Origin of the sequence: Aeromonas sobria (genome assembly GCF_000820145.1) — a bacterium.
Lineage (GTDB): Bacteria > Pseudomonadota > Gammaproteobacteria > Enterobacterales > Aeromonadaceae > Aeromonas > Aeromonas sobria.
This window is the reverse complement of the sequence record NZ_CDBW01000006.1, coordinates 519,388-540,809: the sequence shown is the minus strand read 5'-3', so window position 1 is coordinate 540,809 and position 21,422 is coordinate 519,388. Positions and strand designations below refer to the sequence as shown.

Genomic DNA, 21,422 nt, shown 5'->3' with positions numbered 1-21,422 from the left:
CCATATTCAGGACGGGACACTGACCATAAAAAAGCGCCTGCATTGCTGCAGGCGCTTTTTCGTTCTTGGCCAGCACATCACGCTGCCAAATTACCCGTCCGGGCACGATTACTCCTCAGGACAGGGCGCCATGGCCAGTCGGCGGCGCCTCAACACCACAGGTCGCACCAGCAGCTGCGCCAGCAAGACACCAAGCAGGGTCAGACCGCCCCCGATCAGGTGATAGCTGGTCAGCCGCTCCCCCAGCAGGGTGATGGCAAGGCCAGCCGTCAGTACCGGCAACAGGTTCATAAAAATGGCGGTGCGGTTGGCACCGAGCAGGGTGATCCCCTGCATCCAGAGCCAGGGGCAGAGTGCCGACGCGGGGATCCCCGCATAGAAGATCAGCCAGAGCGCCCGCCCCTCGGGCAACTGACCATCCACCAGCAGAAAGAAGGGGGTCAGGATCACCACACTACAGAGCACCTGACCGTAGAGCAGTGACCAGTTATCCAGCCCCAGATCCCACTTCTTGAGCAGCACGCTATAGAGGGCATAAGTGCCCGCCGAGAGCAGCATGTAGACCGAGCCAACATGAATGCCCTGTGTAAACAGCTGGGTCGGATCCCCCTGCCCCAGCAAGATAGACAAGCCGAGGATAGAGAGCAGCGCCCCCAGCACGGCGCCCCAGGTGGGCCGCTCGCGCAGTAGCCAGATGCTGAACAACACGGTCAATAGTGGTGTCAGCCCCATCATCAGCCCCATCTCGGTGGCCCCCAGGGTTTGCGCCGCGTAGTAACCAAAGGTCTGGTTGAGCACCATACCCAGCAGCGCCAGCATGGCGATCTGCCAAAGACCTGCCCGCAAGCGAGCACGGGCACGCCATACCCGACGGGCCAGAAACGGGCTCAACACCAAGGCAGCCACCACCCAGCGGGACCAGGCCATGGCGGCGGGCGACAACACACCAACCGCCAGTTTGCTGACGATGCCATTGCCCGCCCAGATGGCAATGCAGGAGAAGGGAAACAAGAAGGCAAGGGGCATGCACACATCCAGGGTCACGGAGCAGACAACAGCGAGCGAGTATAAGGGGCGAGAAGCCAGAAACAAATATGCCCGCACAATCGCGGGCATATATTAACGGTCATCAACAGGCTGGTATATCCGTGCAGAAACGCGTTCAGAAGAACGTCACGCCGCATCCATATGAAGTCTGGAGATCATCTGGTTGACCTCCGTAACCGTTTGGCGGTGAGGGATGTCGGCAGCGCTCGGCATCAACAACAAACCAAATTGAAAATCAAACCGACCTCGACCATGGATGTAAATCCGACCTTTGAAGAAGGTTTTGACGTGCTTTGCCACCATCAGTGGCAGGTACTTCTTGAACACTCTCATCGTTTGCAACCTCTTGCAGTTGTATCCGTATGACAGCAGCTTCTGCGAAATAATTCCGTTAACTAACTATAAAAATCCGGAAAAATCGCCCATCTCTTCCCAAAAAATTCAATTTATAACTTTTTATTAACTTTTAGCCTATTGTATGCGGCCCTTCCAGCCAGAGCAAGGCACCTTTGCCATTGTGCCACTCGATACAGGCGATCCCTGAGGTGGCGAACATCGGTGCGCCTGCTGCCGGACAGAGGCTTTGCACCAGATAACCCACCAGCGGCAGATGGCTGACCATCAGGATCTGGTCATGTTGTTCAGCCAGGGCGGTGAGGTAGCTGGCCACGAAAGCGGTATCTCCATAAGGGGTAATGTCACCACTCTCTTCAACGGCTGCTGCGTCAGGTAACTCACTGCATATGGCTTGCCAGGTTTGGCGGGCCCGCAGATAGTTGCTGTGGATCACCCGATCCAGCGGGCCGCTCAGCTGAGGCGCCAACCAGCGGGCCATGCCGATAGACTCTTCAATACCCTGCTCGGTCAATGGACGCTGTTCATCTGTTTTCGCATTCATGCCAGCCTGGCCATGACGCATGATATAGATCTTCATTACAACCTCGCCCAACGGGCCTGTTTTGATAGCTGGCGGATCTTACCCCGCCACGGGTATGTAAACAATTGCGCTACCTCTCAGAAAAGGGTTTGCCTGACGGGATCGCGCGGTCGATAATCATGTTTAAATTCAAATAAATCCAACGTGAGTCACACGCCAATGAGCCCATATGCCAGTCCTAACGACCATCGGCAATACCATTTTCTGGCGCTGGCCAACCAGCTCAGGGTCTTGTTGATTTGTGATCCCGATACCGACAAATCCGCCGCCTCGCTGGCGGTCAATACCGGCCATTTTGACGATCCTGCCGACCGCCAGGGCATGGCCCATTTTCTTGAGCACATGCTGTTTCTCGGCACCGGTACTTACCCCAAGCCCGGTGAATACCAGCAATTTATGAGCCGCCATGGCGGCAGCAATAACGCCTGGACCGGCACCGAGTTCACCAACTTCTTCTTCGAAATCGACAACGGCTTCTTCGAAGCGGGGCTGGATCGCTTCTCCCAGTTCTTTATCTGCCCCACCTTCACAGCGGAATGGGTGGATAAAGAGCGCAACGCAGTCGACTCCGAGTACCGCCTCAAGCTGCAAGATGATGTGCGCCGCAGCTATCAGGTGCATAAAGAGACGGTCAATCCGGCGCACCCCTTCGCCAAATTCTCGGTGGGCAACCTCGATACCCTGGCCGACCTGCCGGGCCGGGATCTGCGCTCCGACCTTATCCGTTTTTACGAAAGCCACTACAGCGCGGATCGCATGGCGTTGGTAATGATTTCGCCAGCATCGATCGATACCCAGTTGCAGTGGTGCTGTCGCTATTTTGCTCCCATTTTGAATCGCAATTTGGGAACGCCGACCCTCACCATGCCGCTCTACCGGCTCGATGATCTCGGCGTGCGCATCCACATCAATCCGGTCAAGGAGACCCGCAAGCTGTCGCTGAGCTTCCCCTTGCCCAATGTGGACGAGTTTTACGACAAAAAGCCCCTCACCTTCCTGAGCCATCTGATTGGCTACGAGGGGGATGGCAGCCTGCTCTCCCTGCTCAAGGCGAAAGGCTGGGTCAACCAGCTCTCGGCGGGTGGTGGCATCAGCGGCGCCAACTTCAAGGATTTTGGCGTCAACTTCGGCCTGACCCCTCTGGGCCTTGAGCATGTGGACGACATCCTCGCCGCCCTGTTTGGCTATCTGAAACTGATTGGCCGCGAAGGGCTGCAGAGCTGGCGCTACGACGAAAAACGTACCGTGCTCGAATCGGCGTTCCGCTTTCAGGAGCGCGGCCGCCCCCTCGATACTGTGTCGGGGCTGGTGCTCAACCTCTTTAGCTACCAGGCCGAGGATCTGCTCTACGGCGACTACATGATGCGCGAATATGACGAGGGGCTGATCCGCCGCTTCCTCGCCAAGCTCACCCCGCACAACCTGCGCATCACCATTACCGCGCCGGAAGTGGCGACCGATCGGCTGGCCCGCTGGTATCAGACCCCCTACAGCGTGGCGACCATCACCGAGGCCGAGAAGATCCGCTGGCAGCAGAGCGAACCGGACAAGGCGCTGGCCCTGCCGCTGCCCAACCCCTTTATCAGCAACCGGCTCGATCCGCGCACGCCACAGCTTGCCGCCGACATGCCCGCCTGTCTTATCGATCGCCCCGGTTTTCGCCTCTGGCACCTCCATGAGCACCTGTTCAGCGTGCCCAAGGGCAATCTCTACATCTCCATCGACAGCGAACATGCGGTGAAAAATCCGCGCAATATCGCCATGGCGCGCCTCGCTGTGGAGCTGCTGGCCGACCACCTCAACGCCCTCACCTATCCGGCAGAGCTGGCGGGGTTGGGCTACCAGATCTATGCCCATCAGGGGGGCTTTACCATCAACCTGAGCGGTTTTGCCGACAAGCAGCCGCTGTTGCTCGACATGATCCTCGGCAACCGTACGCTGGGGTATCCGGATCCGGGCCGCTTCGCCGAGATCAAAGAGCAGCTCATTCGCAACTGGGAAAACCAGTCCAAGGCGCGCCCCATCTCCCAGCTGTTCAACCAGCTCACCAGCCTGTTGCAGCCGAACAATCCGCCGTTCGAGCAGTTGCTGCGCCACCTTCGCACCGTCGAGTTGGAAGAGATGCCCGCCTTCGTGGCCCAGCTGTTTGGCGAGGTGCATGTGGAGGCGCTGGTGCACGGCGACTGGACGGCCGCCGAGGCGCTGGAGCTGGCAGCCCTGATGGAGCGCCACCTGAGCGATATCAATGGCACCAGCAGCAAGCCGAGTGGCGAGACCCGCCGCCCGCTCATCTCCATTCAGGACAGGGGCACCCTTATTCGCGAGCAGGGTTGCGATCACGAAGATTCGGCGCTCTTGGTCTACTACCAGTCCCGCACCACCCGACCGCGGGATCTCGCCTGCTTTACCTTGGCGAACCACATCATGTCCTCCACCTTCTTCCACGAGCTGCGCACCCGCCAGCAACTGGGTTATGTGGTGGGCGCTGGCAACCTGCCCCTCAATCGCCACCCGGGCCTGATCTTCTATATCCAGTCGCCGGTGGCGGGGCCGCAGATCCTGCTGGATGCGGTGGAGGAGTTTATCGACCTCTTCCCGCTGGCCATGCTCGAATTCACCGAGCAGCAGTGGCAGGAGAGTAAAGCAGGGCTGCAAGCCCAGCTGAGCGAGCGGGATGCCAACCTGCGCAGTCGCGGCCAGCGGCTGTGGGTCAGCATCGGCAACAAGGATCTGGGGTTCGATCAACGGGAACGGGTCTGCGAAGAGGTGGGTAACTTAAGCCGCGCCGATCTGGTGCGCTTTATCACCCAGCTGCGCTCGCGCACCTCCGATCGGCTGATCCTCTGCAGCTATGGTCAGGGGCACGAACATGACGAGCGGATCACCGGTCAGTTTATCGATGATCCCAAGGCATTTCGGCTCAATGCCGCCACCTTCGAGGCCTGATCGGGCCTCGATATCCCCCGTTTTTCCCTTCCTACGGTAAATCGCAGGCAATAAAAAGCCGACCCATCAGGGTCGGCTGGAAAAACCATAACAATTGCGACCAAAGCCGCCAAAAGTGAACATGAGCGTGAAAATCAGACACTGAGTTGCTGATCAGCAAGCGGGCTAAACCCTGAACTTGCGTTGCAATGCCAACAGTGATTGAGAAACAGCCTCATAGTAGGCACTCCCACCGCCAATCACGTTGATCTATGTCAAAGGAGGTAGCGAAGAGCACGCAGCCCGACGATTTGTCGGCGCAGATCACCCTTTGCCCGCCCGTTAGCCACGGCGCACCAGCCGGTACGCCATCTCATCGAAGTAGGAGAGCTGACCCGCCAGTACCTTGGGATTATCCACCTCGGCGGCGCGCCCCAGCACCTCGATGCGAAAATCGCGCTCGAACAGGGCCCGCACCTCCATCTCCCCCACCGAGAAGGGGGGTTGAGTCTGCTGCTCCGGCTGATATTCGAGAGTCACCAGCAGGATCTGGCCACCGGTCTCCACCAGCGAACTGATGAGAGCCGCATACTGACGGCGCATCGCCGTCGGCAGGGCGATCAGCGCGGCACGGTCATAGACCAGCCGGTAACGGCGACCCAACTCGGGGGCGGCAAAAAAATTCCCCTGAAAAATGCGCAGGCTGTCCACTTGATGGCACTGATAAGGGCCCACTTCGCTCACGGTGGCGGCAAGCTGGTTTTCACTGAAGAACTGGCTGACGGCAAGGCTGGATAACTCGAAACCATCGATCGGATGACCCTGACCACTGAGCCAGAGCATGTCGCGGGACTTGCCACACAGGGGAACCAGCACCGGCTCATCCGCTTGCTGGGCCGACCACCAGGATTGCAGCCAGTGGTTGAAGTCCGCCTGATGAAAGCCAATCCGGTTCTCTTCCCAACGCTGATGCCAAAACGCAGCTTCCATCGTTATTACCCTTCTGTACTAAAGATGCCTCAATATCACAACTTAACCGGCACCGCGCAACCCTCTGCCCTGCCCTTTTTGCCGCGCAGCCCCTGTGTTTTTGCGGATAAATGACTGGAGTTCCCCTTGCCCTGTACCTCGCTGTCGCAATGGGCTCTGTTGGGTGCGTTTATGACGGGCAGAGGCACATCACCCATGCAAACACGTCATGGGTTGGTGGCGATGAATGAATAAGAGGCATGGCGTTGGCAGGTCAAACAGCGCCTGCCAACGCCCCAAAGGTCACGACAGCGTGGCGCGAGCGGCCGCCAGCTGACGGTCGATATAAGCAAAATCGGGGCGTTCGGCAGGGACTTCCGAGAGACAGGCCGCTTTGAGCTGATGCAGCCCATCGAGCTGTGAGCCCTGAGCGTCGCAATGCGCCAACAGCTCCTCTAGCAGGCAGCCAAAAGCGCGCACTTCCAGTCGCTCAAGGCCCAGCGCCCGCTCGCGGTTGCTGCGGTCATCGTTGTTGCGTTCATACAAAGAAGCCGCACCAAAATCCCCCAGCAGGGCGCGAGCCGGGGCGTCAGACCCGCGGGCAAACAGGATATTGTGGCCGTAGAGATCCCCGTGCATGATGCCCGCGCGGTGCAGATGGCCCGCTACCGAGGCAATGCCATGGGCCATCGCCAGCGCATCCGGCACACAGAGGTGCAGCCCTTCGGGATAGACATCCCGGGTGCAGGAGTCCAGGCTCGGCGGCCCGGCCAGATTGGCAAAGGCCGGGTCGATCAGCTCCATCACCAGCACCGGAATGCCGGAGGGGTGATCCGCCACCTTGCCCATCACCTTGATAAGGTTGGGGTGGCTGCCCGCCGCCAGCGATGCTGCCATCTCGCAGCGGGGCAGCCCATCGCTGGTCACCGCCCCCTTGAACAGCTTGACCGCCACCTGACTGGCATCGGCTCTGTCGCTCGCCTGACTCGCGTGATCGGCACTGGCCTTGGCATCAGCCATGTCGCCAACCATGTCATCAAAAATAGTGGCGCGATGGATAACGCCGGATGCCCCCTGCCCCAGCAGCTCGCCCAGCGCCAGCTTGTCCCAGGCAAGGGGCGCGACATGGGCATCATCGATGGCCCGCGCCTCCTCCCCTTCGCTAAAAGGGTTGCCGGAATAGGCAAGCCAGGCGAGGCGCGGCAGCGACAGCAGCCAGTCGGGGAAGCGTTCGATGCGGTTGGCGGCGATGCGCAGCAGCTCCAGCTTACGGCAGTTGGCAAGGCTGGCGGGCAGCTCGCGCAGACGGTTGCCCGCCAGCATCAGCTTTTGCAGGGCGTCGCACTGGCCCAACTCATCGGGCAGCTGCGCCACCGCGTTATCGGTCAGGATCAACCAGCGCAACCGCGCAGGCAGGGCCCTGGCCGAGACGGTAGCAATCTGGTTGGCCTTGAAGCCCACCATGGTCAGTGCCGGGCAGCGCCCCAGCACCTCGGGCAGCTCGGTAAAGCGGTTCTCGGAGCAGAAGATGATGCGCAGTTTGCTAAATCCGGCCAGCTCGTCAGGGAGCGCGCTTAGCTGATTGCCGGTGAGATCCAGCACCTCCAGCGTCTCTTTAAGGCCCAGGATCTCGGGTGGGAACTCCGTCAGATTTTCACAAAGCTTCAGATGGCGGGCACCGCACAGTTCACCTGCGCGCAGCTGTTCCAGAGTATGCATAACCGTTTCTCAATCCTGATGATCTGCCTGATGGCGTAGCCAGCCATCAGCGCGCGCCGAACCTGGGTCCGGCGGTTTTAAAGGGGGGCATTATAAAGAATTCGGGGCACAGATCGCCCCTTTTGTTGCCTTGGTGACAGGGCATGGCGCTCAGCAACACCACCCAGCAGATTAACGAAACACGTAGGGTGCAATAAGCGCAGCGCATTGCACCGTTTGCAAGGCGACTTTTGTGCAAGATATAAAGCGCAAAATTAGCGGTGCAATTTCATTGCACCCTACGGTATTTGTTAGATTTTCAACGGTACGTTCTCGTGAGTTCCAGAGCGTCCATAAATTCTTGGAAGTCGATAATAAATTTCCTTTGCTGTTCAATTTCTCGGAATATCCCCTCCAATATGTAGCTTGCCAGTTTGTCTGGCACGACCATCCACATTGGATTACCAAATGTGCTTGGATAGCCAAGTTCGCTCTCCCCAACCATCCATCTCATTCCAATTGAGTCGCAATCAGAATCTTTATATTGACCTTTAATTAGCGCAATTTCTCCATCTGAATAGAATACCTCTTTATATGGGAAGTTACTTGGCCGTGGAAATATCATATATACCTTCTTAAAAATTCTTAGTAAAACCAGACATAGGCTAAACAACACCGCCGCATTGAATTGACGAAACACTTAGGGTGCTCTAAGCATAGAGCATTGCGTCAATTTAACTTAAAACGCATCAATAATTTTTTAGATATTTTATATACGCAGATAGTCCATCAAGGTCAGGGTATATTGTCCCATGATGCACACCATACTTTGATAATCGATCTAAAAAATATCGTTTCCGTTCACTAGGAATAATCAATTTACTAATACTCCCATCATTAAGTTGAATTTTACTTGTGGGGTGAATAGTAAAAAAACCTGACTGCATGGCTATTCTTTTTGTACTATGAGATGGCATGAATGCTGTTATCTCACTTAGATTATGCACATCAATAGCTTCTTCTTTTCTAAAAGATTTGACATTATAAATAAATATTGCACCATCAGTGTCTGACAAATCATTAACCGCAAAAAAACATGCCACTAATGGACTTAAGCTCCAATCTAATAAACGGGTTGGCAACCCATGATGCTGCGCAACAACTAACCAATCTAAATCCGTCTTTGGTATTAGATTCAAATAAGGTTTCGCTTGGGTTTTAAAAAACCACATCAGATCACGTTCAATCTTATCTATATTATCAATTTCCTTATGTCTAAAAAGGGATGGAACCAATGTATATTCTTTATTAGAAACTCCCCTGAACAAAGTAGAACGTGGCATACTATCAATAAATCTATCTAAATCAGACATCTGAGATATAGTTACCACCTGATTAAGGTTAAAGGATAACTCATCGTTAAATAAATTTAGTTTAATGCTATCTAGCAATGTCAAATACAAGGACGATAGCATTTCACAGGTAGATAGAGCGGATTCATAGTCATAGCCATTATTCTTAATGTGAAACTTATCAAACAAATACTTCAATGTGCTATCTTTCTTTAAAAAAGACTTCGCCAAATCTTTAATAAATACAATGCTATTAACTAACTTTATTCCTGAACGCTCAAAGGAATTCATTAAAACACTATAAATGTCATTATCATAAAAAATTATTTCGCTATCAGAAATAAACTCTTTCAACTCGACTTGCACTGTTGAAAAATCTGGTTTGTCCAATAAAAACCCAGGGGTAATACCCGTTCTAATAATGACTTCATCATTTAATTTACAGCTAGGAGATACATATACATGGAATCGTTCATCACCTACCACACCATCTATTACTTCAATGCCTGCAAACTCAATAAACTCTCCTAGATGATGATTACCATGTAAAACCACCACTCTTGATTTCCCGCCCACAATCGTTCCCCCATTCAACAAAATATATTTTTTATATCTTAAGTTAATGAATAACCTATTATTAATAGTAACAGAGAAATTATCTTTTGAACAACAATGAATTGCAGGCCACATTTACCCACTCAAATCATAAAATATGTAAAAGGCTATGTTTACATAGCTAATAATCTCACAAAAAAGACGCCCTAAGGCGTTAATGCAAGCCAGTTAAGAGAATTTGAGTACCAACCCGCAGGGTATAAGGGCTAAAGAGTGAGGGAAGCATGATGCCTCCCTCTTTTTATTGCATGCTACATAGCTGTTCCGAATAGTAGATCACTGCACTCGTACAGCTTCTACAGGGGACATGGAGCACACATCGTCGCTGAGCCTTGTCACCTCAGGCGTTGCCATCAGATTGCACAAATTCCTTACGCCACAAGGCTTCCGGCAAGATGTAGCACTATTAGGATCAGTTATTTAGTCAGGGTAAGGGTTGGAGCCAAATTGACTCTTTAACCATAGAACCGTTTTTGATATTCAACATCTCGAATATTTAGTCATAAAAATGCTTAACTGACTGGCATTACCCTAAGGCGTCTTTCTTATTTCCAGAGTTCGGAACAAACGGGTTGAAGACTATGTCCCCTCCCCGCTTTTTATCCCATCACGCTGGTTCACGCTGCAGGTGATCAACGGATAAAAAAATCCCCGCCGGTTGGCGGGGATGTTTATTGGGTCGTCCTTCACTCCGTGAACAGGAGAGAGAACTTAGCTGGCCTTGCGCAGGATCTGCTCAAGGTAGTCGGCGAAGTTGTGACCGTGATGCTCCAGCAGTTTCGGGAACATGGAGATGGAGGTCATACCCGGGAAGGTGTTGATCTCGTTGAGCAGGATCTCGCCCTCGTCGGTCAGGAAGAAGTCGATGCGCGAGAGGTGGGTCAGTTTCAGCTGACGGAATGCCTTGAGGGCATACTCGTGGATCGCATCGGCCTGCGCCTGGGTCAGCCCTTGTGCCGTGAGGCTGGTTTCGGTGTGGCTGGCGCTGCTGTACTTCTCTTCATAGCTGTAGAACTTGTCCTGCGGGACACAGATCTCACCCGGATAGGTGGCGATCAGCTCGTCACCATACTGATAAGCCGCCACTTCCAGCTCGCGCGGCTTGACCGCTTTTTCGATCAACACCTGTTCGGAGTAACCGAAGGCATCGGCAATGCCCTTCACCAGGTCGGCTTCGTTGCTGGCGGAGTAGCAACCAACGGAAGAGCCCTGAGAGGCGGCTTTGATAAAGACCTTGCCCCACTTGGCCAGCGCGGCTTTGGCATCAGCAAGGGCCGCGTCGCTCTGCTCGGTCAGGAACAGGTAAGGGGTGTTGGGAATGCCGATGGCGGTGAGCCACAGTTTGGTGCTGATCTTGTTGAAGCAGATCTTGCTCGCCTCGGCATCGCAACCGAGATAAGGCAATCCGGCCAGTTCGAGGAAAGATTGCAGATCGCCGGTCTCACCCGGGTAGCCGTGAATGCAGGGCACCACGTAATCCACCGGACGGGCCACGCTGTCAAACGAAAGCAGCTTGTCGAGCCCCAGCTTGCACTCGCGGCCATCGGCACTGAGCCAGCGGTCGGCGAACATCTCGACACGGGTCACTTCGATGCCGGGCAGGAGAGCGAGTTGTTGCTCGAGGAAATTGGCGCTACGCAGAGAGACTTCGTGCTCGGAGCCACCGCCGCCGCACAGCAGCAAGACATGCATGTTCTTCATTTAGATGTGATCCCTTGGGAAAGCGGCCTCGTCATGACCATTTGATAAGCCAACCACCATAAAAACCGGACGAAGCCAGATACGAACATAAGTGCGCGCCAGTGTAGCAAGGGAGATCAACCCTTGTCAGCTGATGGGAGCCCTATCACCCTACTTCTTGCGGTGAAAAGAGCCCATGCCGTCAAAAACCGGTAAAACCGCGCCTCAGCGGGGCGGATCTACCCGCCCCACACCATTGCCATTGACCCGAAACCAGCCAGCAATGCTGTAACGTTGTTGATTGGCGGGCAGCACTTCGTGGGGAAACTCCTCGGAGAGGAACAGCACCAGCCGCCCCCCCTTGGGGCTGACATCCATCAGAAACTGCTCGTCGTTGTCATACACCCTGAGCACGCCACCGGCCTCGGGCTGCCAGTCGTTGTTGAGGTAAAACACCGAGGTGAAGCGACGGTTGGAGCGACCGGCAAAGGCATCGCGATGGGTGGCGTAAAAATCCCCGCTGCGATAGCGCGCAAAGTGAGCCTCGTAGTCAAACAGCCCCAGCATCAGCATCCGGTTGGCGGCGAGCCGCAGGGACTCCATTCGCGCGAGGTAATCGACCACGGGGGCGCCGAGTTCCGGCTCCAGCCAGTGGATCTGGTCACGACGAATATCGGCATTGCCTTGATGCAGCGTCTCACGGCCAATGCCGGCGGGTTGCCACTCTGTGGGGAGACACGCTTTGAGGGCATCCACTTCGGTGGCGGTTAAAAAATCATCCACAATCACCCATCCCCGGGTGTAAATGGCATCCATGACAGCTTGATAGTCCAAGACAGGCTCACAATGAGTGGAGAGAGGGCGCTTTGTAGCGACTTACCGGCCAAGGTACAAACCGGTTTGCTTCTCTTGAGAAGTCCCGCCATCAATACGCTATTTCATTGATGACTATCTGATTTTTCCAGATGAGTGTGATCCCGCCCCTCCCCTTGCCGTATTGGCTGACGAAAGTGTGATATTACCCGCAATGAGCAGGTGCCATCACCGGCGAGTCTTGCCGCAGCAAGAGTCAACCGATACCGTAGCAGTAGCCCTGTTCCCCCTCTCTTATGCTGACAACCAACAAAAGGATAATGTCATGTCCCTGCCTGATCTGACTTTGCAACAACTGGATGACACCCCCTATCCGCTGACTCAGCTGGCCGGCAAGGTGATATTGGTGGTCAATGTGGCCAGTCGCTGTGGATTTACCCCGCAATACACCGGTCTTGAAGCGCTCTATCAGGAGCTTGGGCCCAAGGGCTTGGTGATCCTGGGCTTCCCCTGCAACCAGTTCGGCAATCAGGAGCCGGGGGATGCGGACGATATCGCCAGCTTCTGCTCACTCGACTATCCGGTCAGCTTTCCCATCATGGCCAAGTGCGATGTCAACGGCGAACATGCCCACCCCTTCTACCAGTGGCTTAAAAAGCAGAAACCGGGATTTTTGGGGCTGGAAAACGTTAAGTGGAACTTCACCAAATTTCTGATCGATCAGGAGGGCAATGTGGTGGACAGATTCGCCCCGCAAGCCAAACCCGAGAGCCTGACCGAACAGATCCGCGAGATGCTCTGATCCCCCGACCCTGTTTTCGCCATATTTACACCATTGTGTGGCGGCCATCACGACAGCTACTGCGTGCAGGCCGCTCTTCTGCTATATTACGGCCCCACTATCTTTTCCAGATGGTGATTGGTGCAACGCTGCCGATCAACCATTGAGCCCAAGGCTCACCTCAGGAGTGTCTCTCGAACATGTCATTTAACGAACTGGGTCTGTCCCCGCACATTTTGCGGGCCGTCAAGGAGCTGGGTTACGAGCAGCCAACCCCCATCCAGCAGCAAGCGATTCCGGCCATTCTGGCCGGTCAGGATGTGCTCGGCGGCGCTCAGACAGGCACAGGCAAAACGGCCGGTTTCACCCTGCCGATGTTGCAGCGACTGCTGGTCAACCACGGGCGTAGCCGCCGTCAGGTGCGGGCGCTGGTGCTCACTCCGACGCGCGAACTGGCCGCCCAGGTGGGTGAGAGCATCACCAAATATGCCCACCACCTGCCGTTTCGTACCCTGATCGCCTACGGTGGCGTCAGCATCAAACCCAACCTCGACGCCATCAAGCTGGGTGTCGATATTCTGGTCGCCACCCCGGGCCGCTTGCTCGACCTGCTGACTCAAGGTGCACTGACCCTGAACCAGCTGGAAGTGCTGGTACTGGATGAAGCTGACCGTATGCTCGACATGGGTTTTATCGTCGACATTCGCCGGATCATGAAAGCACTGCCTGCAGAGCGGCAAACCCTGCTGTTCTCTGCCACTTTCTCCAATGAGATCAAGGCGCTGGCCGATGATTTGCTCAAGGAGCCCACCCTGATCGAGGTTGACCCGAGCAATACCGCAGCCGAACAGGTGACTCAGCGGATCATCGAAGTCGATCGGGAACGCCGTCGTGAGATGCTTTCCCATATGATTGGCCGTGGCAACTGGCAGCGGGTGCTGGTGTTTGTCCGCACCAAGCAGATCGCCGATCGCCTCGCCCAGCAGATGCAAAAAGATGGCCTCAATACCGTGGCTATTCACGGTGACAAGAGCCAGGGCGCCCGCAACCGGGCACTGGCTGATTTTCGCAGCGGCGCCGTGCGGGTGCTGGTCGCCACCGATATCGCCGCCCGCGGCCTCGATATCGATCAACTGCCCTATGTGATCAACTTTGAACTGCCGCAAATGGCAGAGGATTATATCCACCGTATCGGCCGAACTGGCCGTGCCGGTCGTGGTGGTGAAGCCATCTCGCTGGTCAGCCATGACGAGCTGGATCAACTCAAAGCTATCGAAGCCCTGATCGGCCAGTCTCTGCCACGGGAGATCATGGCCGGGTACGAGCCCAGCGGTAAGGTGAGCCGCCAAACCCTGCCAGGTAGCAAGCCGGTGCAAAACCCGCCCCGTGACCGCGGCCATGCCAACGCCAAGAGCAATGCCAAAGGCAAGCCCGCGGCAGGCAAAGGTAAAGCCAAGAGCGATGCCCCCAAAAAACCGGCACCAGCCCGCAAACGGGAAGTGGTCGGTGAAGATATCGGCTTTACCCCGATGCGCCGCCTGCCCAAGACCATGCGCGACAGCTATCAGGACAGCAGTGACGAATAACTCACGCCCTGAGCTTCCGCTCTAACCCAAAGAGGGAGCCAATTTGGCTCCCTCTTTCGTTATCAACGTGGCAGTTGCACCCAGCTGTTCAGCTCAGGATCAGACCAGTGAATGACCCACAGCGGCGGCGCCATGGCTGGGCGGCGCTGCGCCATCGAGCGGATTGAGCTGCAAGAACTCGAACAAGCCAGCCTGCATATTGACGTTCCAGAAGCGGCCAGCCAGGGTCAGCAACAGTTTATCGCCACCGATTTCAGCCAGCCCGTGCTGCTGCCAAGCTGCAAAGAGCGGCATAAGATGAGTCAGCAAAGGCGCAGGCAGACGATCCAGCGCCAGCACACCACAGTCGAGGGCCCCTCTTAGCACACCATCCATCCGCCCATTGGGATTGCGCCCCATCACCATGCCGGGCGCCCGCTCGCCGTTGGCCAGCGCGTCGTGCCAAGGTGCCAGCTCCCGCCCATACATCAAGCCGTGACCATGAACACTGCCCCCCGCCCCGGCGCCAAAAGGGAGGATCTCGGCGCCGCGCTTGGCCATCTGGTTATAGCGGCTCTGCTCGGCCGGACTGCGCCGCCAGTGGCTGCACGATAGACGCTCCCAGCCGTGGGCTTCCAGTTGCGCTCCGCCATAGGCATACATGGCTGCTCGCTGCTGGCCGTCGGCTACCCAACCCAGGGTGCCCTTCTCCTGCGCCCGCTCAAGATTGGTGCCCTGCAAGGCGATCAATTGGTAGAGATCGACCCCGTGCACGCCGCTCGCCATCACATCACGGATATCCTGCTGCCACACGGCATCATCCTGCCCGGGCAGACCGAAGATGAGGTCTGCCAGGATCACAGCCGCATCATCCCGAGTCAGCTCGCCAAGACGGGTCAGCAGGGTATCCCTGTCATCGAAGCGAGCAGCCTGCTGGCGCACTTGGGTATCAAAGCTCTGTACCCCGAACGAGAAGCGGTTGAAGCCACCCGCCAGTGCCGTCTGCCATTTTTCATCATCAAAACCGTTGAGCCGCCCCTCCAGCGTCACCTCGGCATCGGTCACCAGCGGAAAACGGCGGATCACCTCGGCCAGCATGGCCAGCTCGTCGGCGCTCATATCCGTCGGCGTACCGCCCCCCACATACACCGCCGAAAAAGCCATGCTCTGCACTAATGGCGTCTCTGCTGCCTGAGCCAGCGACCCGCAGAGCGCATTGATGTAGCGGTTGATCCGCGCCGGATTGGCGCCATTTTCAAAAAAATTGCAGAAGCTGCAGCGCTTGCGGCAAAACGGAATGTGGATATAGAGGGCTCGCTCTTGTGCATCGCTTTCGCGCTGCCACCAGCCCTGCCAACCGGCCTCATCCAGCGGGAAGGGGCGCATCCCTCCCCGACTGGCGTGAGCAGAAGTCTTGGCGCTAAAGGCAAACTTGAGGGGGTCCGGTGAGGCAATGCCGGTCATTGAGGGGGGCAGATTCATGGTGGTCACTATTCAGCAAATAATGACAATGATAACGATTATCGTTACTGGAAATTTGTTCTGGATCAACCCAAGGAGCAGCGCCATTCCCAGAGGCCATTTTGGCAACATGCATTACCGATCTACTTAACAGATTATTTACTCAAGAGCGGTTATGGTGTGCCGATAGAGAACCATCTCCCGCCGTTTCTTCGTCTACGATCAAGATGATACGGGATCTCATAACAACACCAAGCGCATGGAACTTGCCCAAGATGCATAACCTCTCCTTGAACTGGAAAATATTCCTCCCTCTTGCGCTGGTCATCAGCACCACCTTTGGCCTCTGCTTCGAACTCTCTGCATGGCTGCAACGGGATCTCGCCATCCGGCTGGCGGGAGAGAAAGTCGAGAGCGCGGCCAACACCTACATGGATCAGCTCAACGTGCTGATGATGACCGGTGGCATGGCCAACCGGCAGATTGTGCAGACCAAACTCAAAAGCGAGGCAGGTATTGTCGAGGCCCGGCTGATCCGTGCCCCGGCCGTCAGCAACCTGTTTGGCCCGGGTCACCCGGATCAGAAAGCGCAGGACCCCCTCGATGAGCGGGCCATCAATCAGGGAGAGACCATCCTCCAGCAACAGGGCAACCAGCTCACCCTGATCAAGCCGTTCAAAGCCTACAAGGAGTATCGCGGCACCCAGTGCACCAGTTGCCATCAGGTCAATGAGGGGACCGTGATGGGGGCGGTGCGGATCAGTTATGACCTCAGCCACACCTTCGGCGAGATCCGCCACAACAACCTGATCCTGAGCGGCAGCCTGGCAGCCGTCTTCAGCCTCGGCTTCGGCCTGCTCTGGTGGGTGTTGCAACGCTATGTGAAACGCCCGCTACGTCAGTTGCAACTCACCATGATCCAGATGGCCAAAGAGCGTGACCTGGCCCTCCCCCTGGTCAATCACAGCCGGGATGAACTGGGCCAGATGACCCGCGCCGTCAATGACATGGTGCAGGGATTCCGCCACAGCCTGCAGGAGGTGGAAGGCGCCACCCACCAGCTCTATCAGGAGTCGAACCAGATCCGTCAGATCGCGACCCAGACCGAAAATTCGGCCAGCCAACAAGAGGGGATGACCACTCAAGTCGCCGCCGCAGTGAGCGAACTGGCCGCCAGCTCTCACGAAGTGCGCGAACACGCCCGCCGCAGCGCCGAGCTCTCCGCCCTCACCAATCAGGATGCCGCCAACACCAGCCGGCTAGCCCAGCACTCCATCACCGATATGGACGAGATGTCGGCCGAAATTGATCGGGTGGATCAGGTGATCCAGCAACTCGACAGTCGCTGCCTCGCCGTTGACAGTGTGCTGGAAGTGATCAAGGGGATAGCCGATCAGACCAACCTGCTGGCGCTGAACGCCGCCATTGAAGCGGCCCGGGCGGGCGAACAGGGGCGTGGCTTTGCGGTGGTGGCCGATGAAGTACGAGCGCTATCCAATCGTAGCCGTGCGGCCAGCGAAGAGATCTCCCAGATGATCGCCGCGCTGCAAAAAGAGGCCCAGAGCGCGGTTACGGTTATCGGGGATGCAAAAAGCAAGGCCGGTGAGAGCATCAGCAAGACCGAAGCGACCCTGGCTGCCATGCAGAACATCATCGGACGTATTGCCAGCATCAACGACCTCAACGCCCAGATGGCTCAGTCGGCCGAAGAGCAGGATCGGGTCTGCCATGAGGTGGACAGCTCGGTGAGCGATATTCGCAGCACCTCCAACGACACTCTGGGCCAGGCCCATGATGCCAATCTCGCTAGCATCCAGCTGGTAGAGCAGTGCCAGAAACTGGAGGCGCTGCTTAAAACCTACCGTTGGTGATCGCTGCGGCTCAGCAAAAAAAATCCGATACCTGTACAGGTATCGGATTTTCACTTATCAGATTGACCGATCATATGTTGGCTCTATGTGCGATCAGTCATCGACCATGTTGGCGGCTTAAGCCCGTTTTTCCTCAAGCCATGCCCCCTGGCTCTGCATCTCGAACAGCTGGGCATAATGACCGCCAAGAGCCATCAGTTCACTGTGGCAGCCCCGCTCGTTCACCTGACCGCGGGAGAGCAGCAGGATCTCGTCCGCATCGACAATGGTCGAAAGTCGGTGAGCGATGGCGATGGTGGTGCGGCCACGACGCGCCGCAGAAATTGCCTGCGACAGCGCCAGCTCGGTCTGGGAGTCCACACTGGCGGTTGCTTCGTCCAGAATGAGGATGCGCGGATCCCCCACCAGCGCGCGGGCGAACGAGAGCAACTGACGCTGACCGGCGGAGAGGTTCTTGCCCCCCTCCTCCATCAGGGTGTTGATCCCCTCCGGCAAGCTGCGAACAAACTCGGCCAGCTGTACCTCGCTCAGTGCTTGCCAAAGCCGCCCCTCATCGATGCCAGCGCGGCCAAGACGCAGGTTCTCCGCCAGAGTGCCGACGAAGATAAAGGGATCTTGCTGCACCAGCCCGATAGTGCGGCGCACCGCGGCCAGCGACAGCGTCTCTAGCGAGTGATCATCAAAACGGATCGCTCCTTGGTCTAGCGGATAGAAGCCCATCAGCAGACTGATGATGGTGGACTTGCCGCTGCCGGTATGGCCCACCAGCGCCAACATCTGACCGGGTCGCGCAGCAAAACTGACCTGTCGCAGCACCTGTTGCTGGCCATCATAGGAAAAAGTCACCTTATCAAAGCAAACCCGTCCTTGCAGATCCTGATGCGCGCCATCGGTACTTTCACGCGGCTCATCGAGCAGGGCAAACACCCGCTCCCCCGCCACCATCGCCTGCTGCAGCTGGTTAAGCTGGTTGGTCATCTCGATCAAGGGCTCGATCATCCGCCCCAGATAGCTGATAAAGGCATAAAGCACCCCCACCTGAATGGCCCCTTCTGCACTTAATCCCTCTTTGGCAAACAACGCCAGCAAACCGATCAGCACCATCATGTAAAACATGTCGATCAGCGGGCGTAGCAGGATGCCATTGATCTTGAGACTCTTGAGCCTAGCCGACCAGTGTTGCTGGTTAACCTCGGCAAAGGCGTTGGCGAAATGGCGTTCTTGTACCATCGCCTGGATCACCGGCATTCCCTGCAGCGACTCGTTAAGGCGACTGTTAATATCAGACAGCAAACTACGGGTCACTCGTACCACCGGCACACTCAACTTCTGATAAAGCCACATCACAGCCATTACCGCAGGCAGCAAGGTCGCACAGACCAGCATCAAGCGCAGATCCAGCAATGCCATTGAGATGAGAATGCCGCACAGCAGCACCACCTTTTGCACCAGCATCCCGATCACCTGCACATAGAGGTTCATGATGGCTTCAGTGTCATTGGTGATCCGGGAGATGAGGGAACCCGAGCGATGCTGGTCAAAATAGCGAACCGGCAACCGGATGGCGGTTGCAAACACCTGCTCGCGCAAGGTCTGCACCACCGCCTGGGCGATGCGGTTAAAGCGCAGTGATTGCAAATAGAAACCCGCCGCAGAGAGTACCTGCAAGGCCAGATAACCGGCGGCAATCGCGCCGATGGCTGGCCACACAATATTGCGTGGCGCCAGATAGTCATCGATGAAGGTCTTGATCAGCAGTGGCCCTGCCACTTCAGCGCCCGTTGCCAGTAGCAGGCAGATGCCAGCTTGGATCAGCCAACGCGGATAACGGGCACAGTACCCCAGCAGCCGTTTGATAGTCGGGTTCACAGGCTCTCCTCCACGTCTTGCTCCAGACGCTGGTAGCGCACCATGTCAGCATACCAGCCATCGTGTGCCATCAGCTCCTGATGCCTACCCCGCTCACTGATCACCCCCTGCTCCAATACCAATATCTCGTCGGCCTGTTCCACCGCCGTCATCCGGTGGCTAATCAGGATCAAAGTGCGATCATGGGCCTTCAGCGCATGAAGGATCTGCTGCTCGGTGTGAGCATCTACCGCTGACAGCGCATCATCAAGTACCAGGATCGGTGCCTCCAGCAGCAGGGCGCGGGCAATGGCGAGCCGCTGTTTCTGACCACCGGAGAGGGTGACGCCCTTCTCCCCCACCTCGGTTTCATACCCCTTGGGGAAACGCACGATATCATCGTGGACACAGGCGATACGCGCCACCCGTTCGACCTCCTCGCGACTCGCATCGGGCTTGCCGAGGGCAATATTGGCGGCGATGGTGGTGGAAAACAGGAACGGCTCTTGCGGCACATAGGCAAACTGGCTCCGCAATGCCCCCAACGACAGCTGCTCAATGGCCACGCCACCCATCACTATCTGGCCCGCCGTGGGATTGGCAAGGCGCATCAACAGCTTGAGCAAGGTGCTCTTGCCAGCACCGGTGCGTCCCACCACTCCGAGCATACCGTTCCGTTGCAGGGTAAAATCCACACCTTGCAGCAGGGTGCGTTGCTCCAGCCGATAGCTCACCGCCTCAACATGAAGGGGAAATGCTGCGATAAATGTCGTTGGATGAGCAGGTTCTTCAATGTCACTGCGTTCGCCAAGCAGGCTCTCGATGCGGGAATAGGCGGCACTGCCCCGTTCGATGATGTTGAACAACCAGGCGATGGCAAACATCGGCCAAATCAGCTGGCCAAGATACATGGTGAAGCTGGTGAGCTGCCCCAGGGTCAGTTCATCTTGCAATACCAGCGCACTCCCCCCCGCCACCGCAAGAAAGTAAGAGCAACCGATACAGAGATAGATAACCGGATCAAACTTGGCATCGATACGGGCTACCGCCATGTTGCGATCCCCGGCCTGCCTTGTCAGCTCGGCAAAGCCTTCATCTTCAAGGGACTCGACCGCATAGGATTTAAGCACCCGCACGCCGGAAAGGGCTTCCTGGGTCTTGTTGTTGAGCTTGGAGAAAGTCCCCTGAGCTGCCTTGAACTGGGTGTAGATCTGAGTGCCGAAACGGTTCATGAAATAGGCCATCACCGGCAGCGGTAACAACGAGAGCAGCGTCAATTGCCAGGAGTACTGGCTGCACATGATGGAGAGCACCAGCACCCCGACCATGATGGAGTCCACCAGCGTCAGCACCCCTTCACCGGCAGTCATCTCAACCGCCTGAATATCGTTGGTAGCATGGGCCATCAGATCGCCGGTACGGTGGCGCTGATAAAAATCGGGGCTCATGCGGGTGAAATGGCTGAATAGCCGATTACGCAAGACATAGGCCAGCCGGTATGAAGCGCCAAACAGCATCACCCGCCAGACGTAACGCAGCAGATAAATCAGCAGGCCAAGACCAAACAACCCCGCCAGATAACGCATCAAAGTGCCATTATCGAGCTCTCCCCTGGTGATGCCATCCACCACCCAGCCCACCACTTTAGGGGGGATCACCGTCAACAGGGCCACCATCAGCAGCAGGGAGATGGCGGCCAGATAGCGAGGCCACTGCTCCTTGAAAAACCAGCTCAATCGTAAAAAAACGCTCACACCACCAACCTTTAGCGTTATCTGTCGGTGACCACTCGTCAGAGCAGCCGCCAGGCAAGCCACGCAAACTGAGAAAAATGAAAACAATCGCCTCCAACTGGAGGCG

At 56.4% G+C, this 21,422-nt stretch carries 16 protein-coding genes; 4 read left to right on the top strand and 12 right to left on the bottom strand.

What is annotated here, in order from left to right:
* Positions 1–108: 108 nt before the first annotated feature.
* The 3 genes from BN1135_RS04915 to sixA all read right to left on the bottom strand — a co-directional run bounded on the left by BN1135_RS04915 (position 109) and on the right by sixA (position 1,981).
* Positions 109–1,026: a DMT family transporter gene (locus BN1135_RS04915; RefSeq protein ID WP_042019252.1), complete on the bottom strand. Its 918-nt coding sequence runs from the start codon at positions 1,024–1,026 to the stop codon at positions 109–111.
* Positions 1,027–1,173: 147 nt separating this feature from the next.
* Entirely contained in the window at positions 1,174–1,380 is a 207-nt protein-coding gene (locus BN1135_RS04910; RefSeq protein WP_042019251.1) for a DUF1107 domain-containing protein, read from the bottom strand.
* A gap of 133 nt (positions 1,381–1,513) precedes the next feature.
* On the bottom strand, positions 1,514–1,981 hold the full coding sequence (gene sixA / locus BN1135_RS04905) for a phosphohistidine phosphatase SixA (protein WP_042019250.1): 468 nt from the start codon (positions 1,979–1,981) through the stop codon (positions 1,514–1,516).
* A gap of 162 nt (positions 1,982–2,143) precedes the next feature.
* Between sixA and BN1135_RS04900 the strand changes: the two genes are divergently transcribed.
* Entirely contained in the window at positions 2,144–4,930 is a 2,787-nt protein-coding gene (locus BN1135_RS04900; protein ID WP_042019249.1) for an insulinase family protein, read from the top strand.
* 321 nt (positions 4,931–5,251) lie between these two features.
* Here BN1135_RS04900 and BN1135_RS04895 read toward each other — a convergent pair whose 3' ends face one another.
* The 6 genes from BN1135_RS04895 to BN1135_RS04875 form a co-directional block, all read right to left on the bottom strand.
* Positions 5,252–5,899, bottom strand: a complete 648-nt coding sequence (locus tag BN1135_RS04895; RefSeq protein ID WP_042019247.1) for a thiopurine S-methyltransferase — start codon at positions 5,897–5,899, stop codon at positions 5,252–5,254.
* A gap of 282 nt (positions 5,900–6,181) precedes the next feature.
* Positions 6,182–7,597, bottom strand: a complete 1,416-nt coding sequence (locus BN1135_RS04890) for a leucine-rich repeat-containing protein kinase family protein (protein WP_042019246.1) — start codon at positions 7,595–7,597, stop codon at positions 6,182–6,184.
* 298 nt (positions 7,598–7,895) lie between these two features.
* Positions 7,896–8,276, bottom strand: coding sequence for a hypothetical protein (locus BN1135_RS21975; protein WP_139245141.1), 381 nt, complete (start codon positions 8,274–8,276; stop codon positions 7,896–7,898).
* Positions 8,277–8,325: 49 nt separating this feature from the next.
* Positions 8,326–9,618 carry an FRG domain-containing protein gene (locus BN1135_RS21380; RefSeq protein ID WP_082186728.1) on the bottom strand — a complete coding sequence of 431 codons (1,293 nt, stop codon included), beginning with the start codon at positions 9,616–9,618 and terminating at the stop codon, positions 8,326–8,328.
* 636 nt (positions 9,619–10,254) lie between these two features.
* Positions 10,255–11,244, bottom strand: coding sequence for a D-alanine--D-alanine ligase (locus tag BN1135_RS04880; protein WP_042019242.1), 990 nt, complete (start codon positions 11,242–11,244; stop codon positions 10,255–10,257).
* A 204-nt stretch (positions 11,245–11,448) separates the two neighbouring features.
* Entirely contained in the window at positions 11,449–12,057 is a 609-nt protein-coding gene (locus BN1135_RS04875) for a 2OG-Fe(II) oxygenase (RefSeq protein ID WP_042019241.1), read from the bottom strand.
* Between the two features lie 304 nt (positions 12,058–12,361).
* On the opposite strand from BN1135_RS04875, the gene BN1135_RS04870 reads away from it, so the two are divergent.
* Together BN1135_RS04870 and BN1135_RS04865 are read left to right on the top strand one after the other, a co-directional pair.
* Complete coding sequence (locus tag BN1135_RS04870) at positions 12,362–12,838, top strand: glutathione peroxidase (RefSeq protein ID WP_042019240.1); 477 nt, start codon at positions 12,362–12,364, stop codon at positions 12,836–12,838.
* Positions 12,839–13,017: 179 nt separating this feature from the next.
* Positions 13,018–14,403, top strand: a complete 1,386-nt coding sequence (locus BN1135_RS04865; protein WP_042019238.1) for a DEAD/DEAH box helicase — start codon at positions 13,018–13,020, stop codon at positions 14,401–14,403.
* A 99-nt stretch (positions 14,404–14,502) separates the two neighbouring features.
* Here the strand turns inward: BN1135_RS04865 and hutW are convergent, their stop codons facing one another.
* Positions 14,503–15,864 (bottom strand): heme anaerobic degradation radical SAM methyltransferase ChuW/HutW, encoded by a 1,362-nt coding sequence (hutW, locus tag BN1135_RS04860; RefSeq protein ID WP_042019237.1) that lies wholly within the window; start codon positions 15,862–15,864, stop codon positions 14,503–14,505.
* Positions 15,865–16,118: 254 nt separating this feature from the next.
* Here hutW and BN1135_RS04855 point away from each other — a divergent pair, with 254 nt between their 5' ends.
* Entirely contained in the window at positions 16,119–17,714 is a 1,596-nt protein-coding gene (locus BN1135_RS04855) for a methyl-accepting chemotaxis protein (RefSeq protein ID WP_042019236.1), read from the top strand.
* Between the two features lie 117 nt (positions 17,715–17,831).
* Here BN1135_RS04855 and BN1135_RS04850 read toward each other — a convergent pair whose 3' ends face one another.
* Complete coding sequence (locus BN1135_RS04850) at positions 17,832–19,583, bottom strand: ABC transporter transmembrane domain-containing protein (RefSeq protein ID WP_042019235.1); 1,752 nt, start codon at positions 19,581–19,583, stop codon at positions 17,832–17,834.
* Positions 19,580–21,316 (bottom strand): ABC transporter transmembrane domain-containing protein, encoded by a 1,737-nt coding sequence (locus BN1135_RS04845; protein ID WP_042019234.1) that lies wholly within the window; start codon positions 21,314–21,316, stop codon positions 19,580–19,582. Before BN1135_RS04845 ends, BN1135_RS04850 begins: the two co-directional genes overlap by 4 nt.
* Positions 21,317–21,422 lie beyond the last annotated feature (106 nt).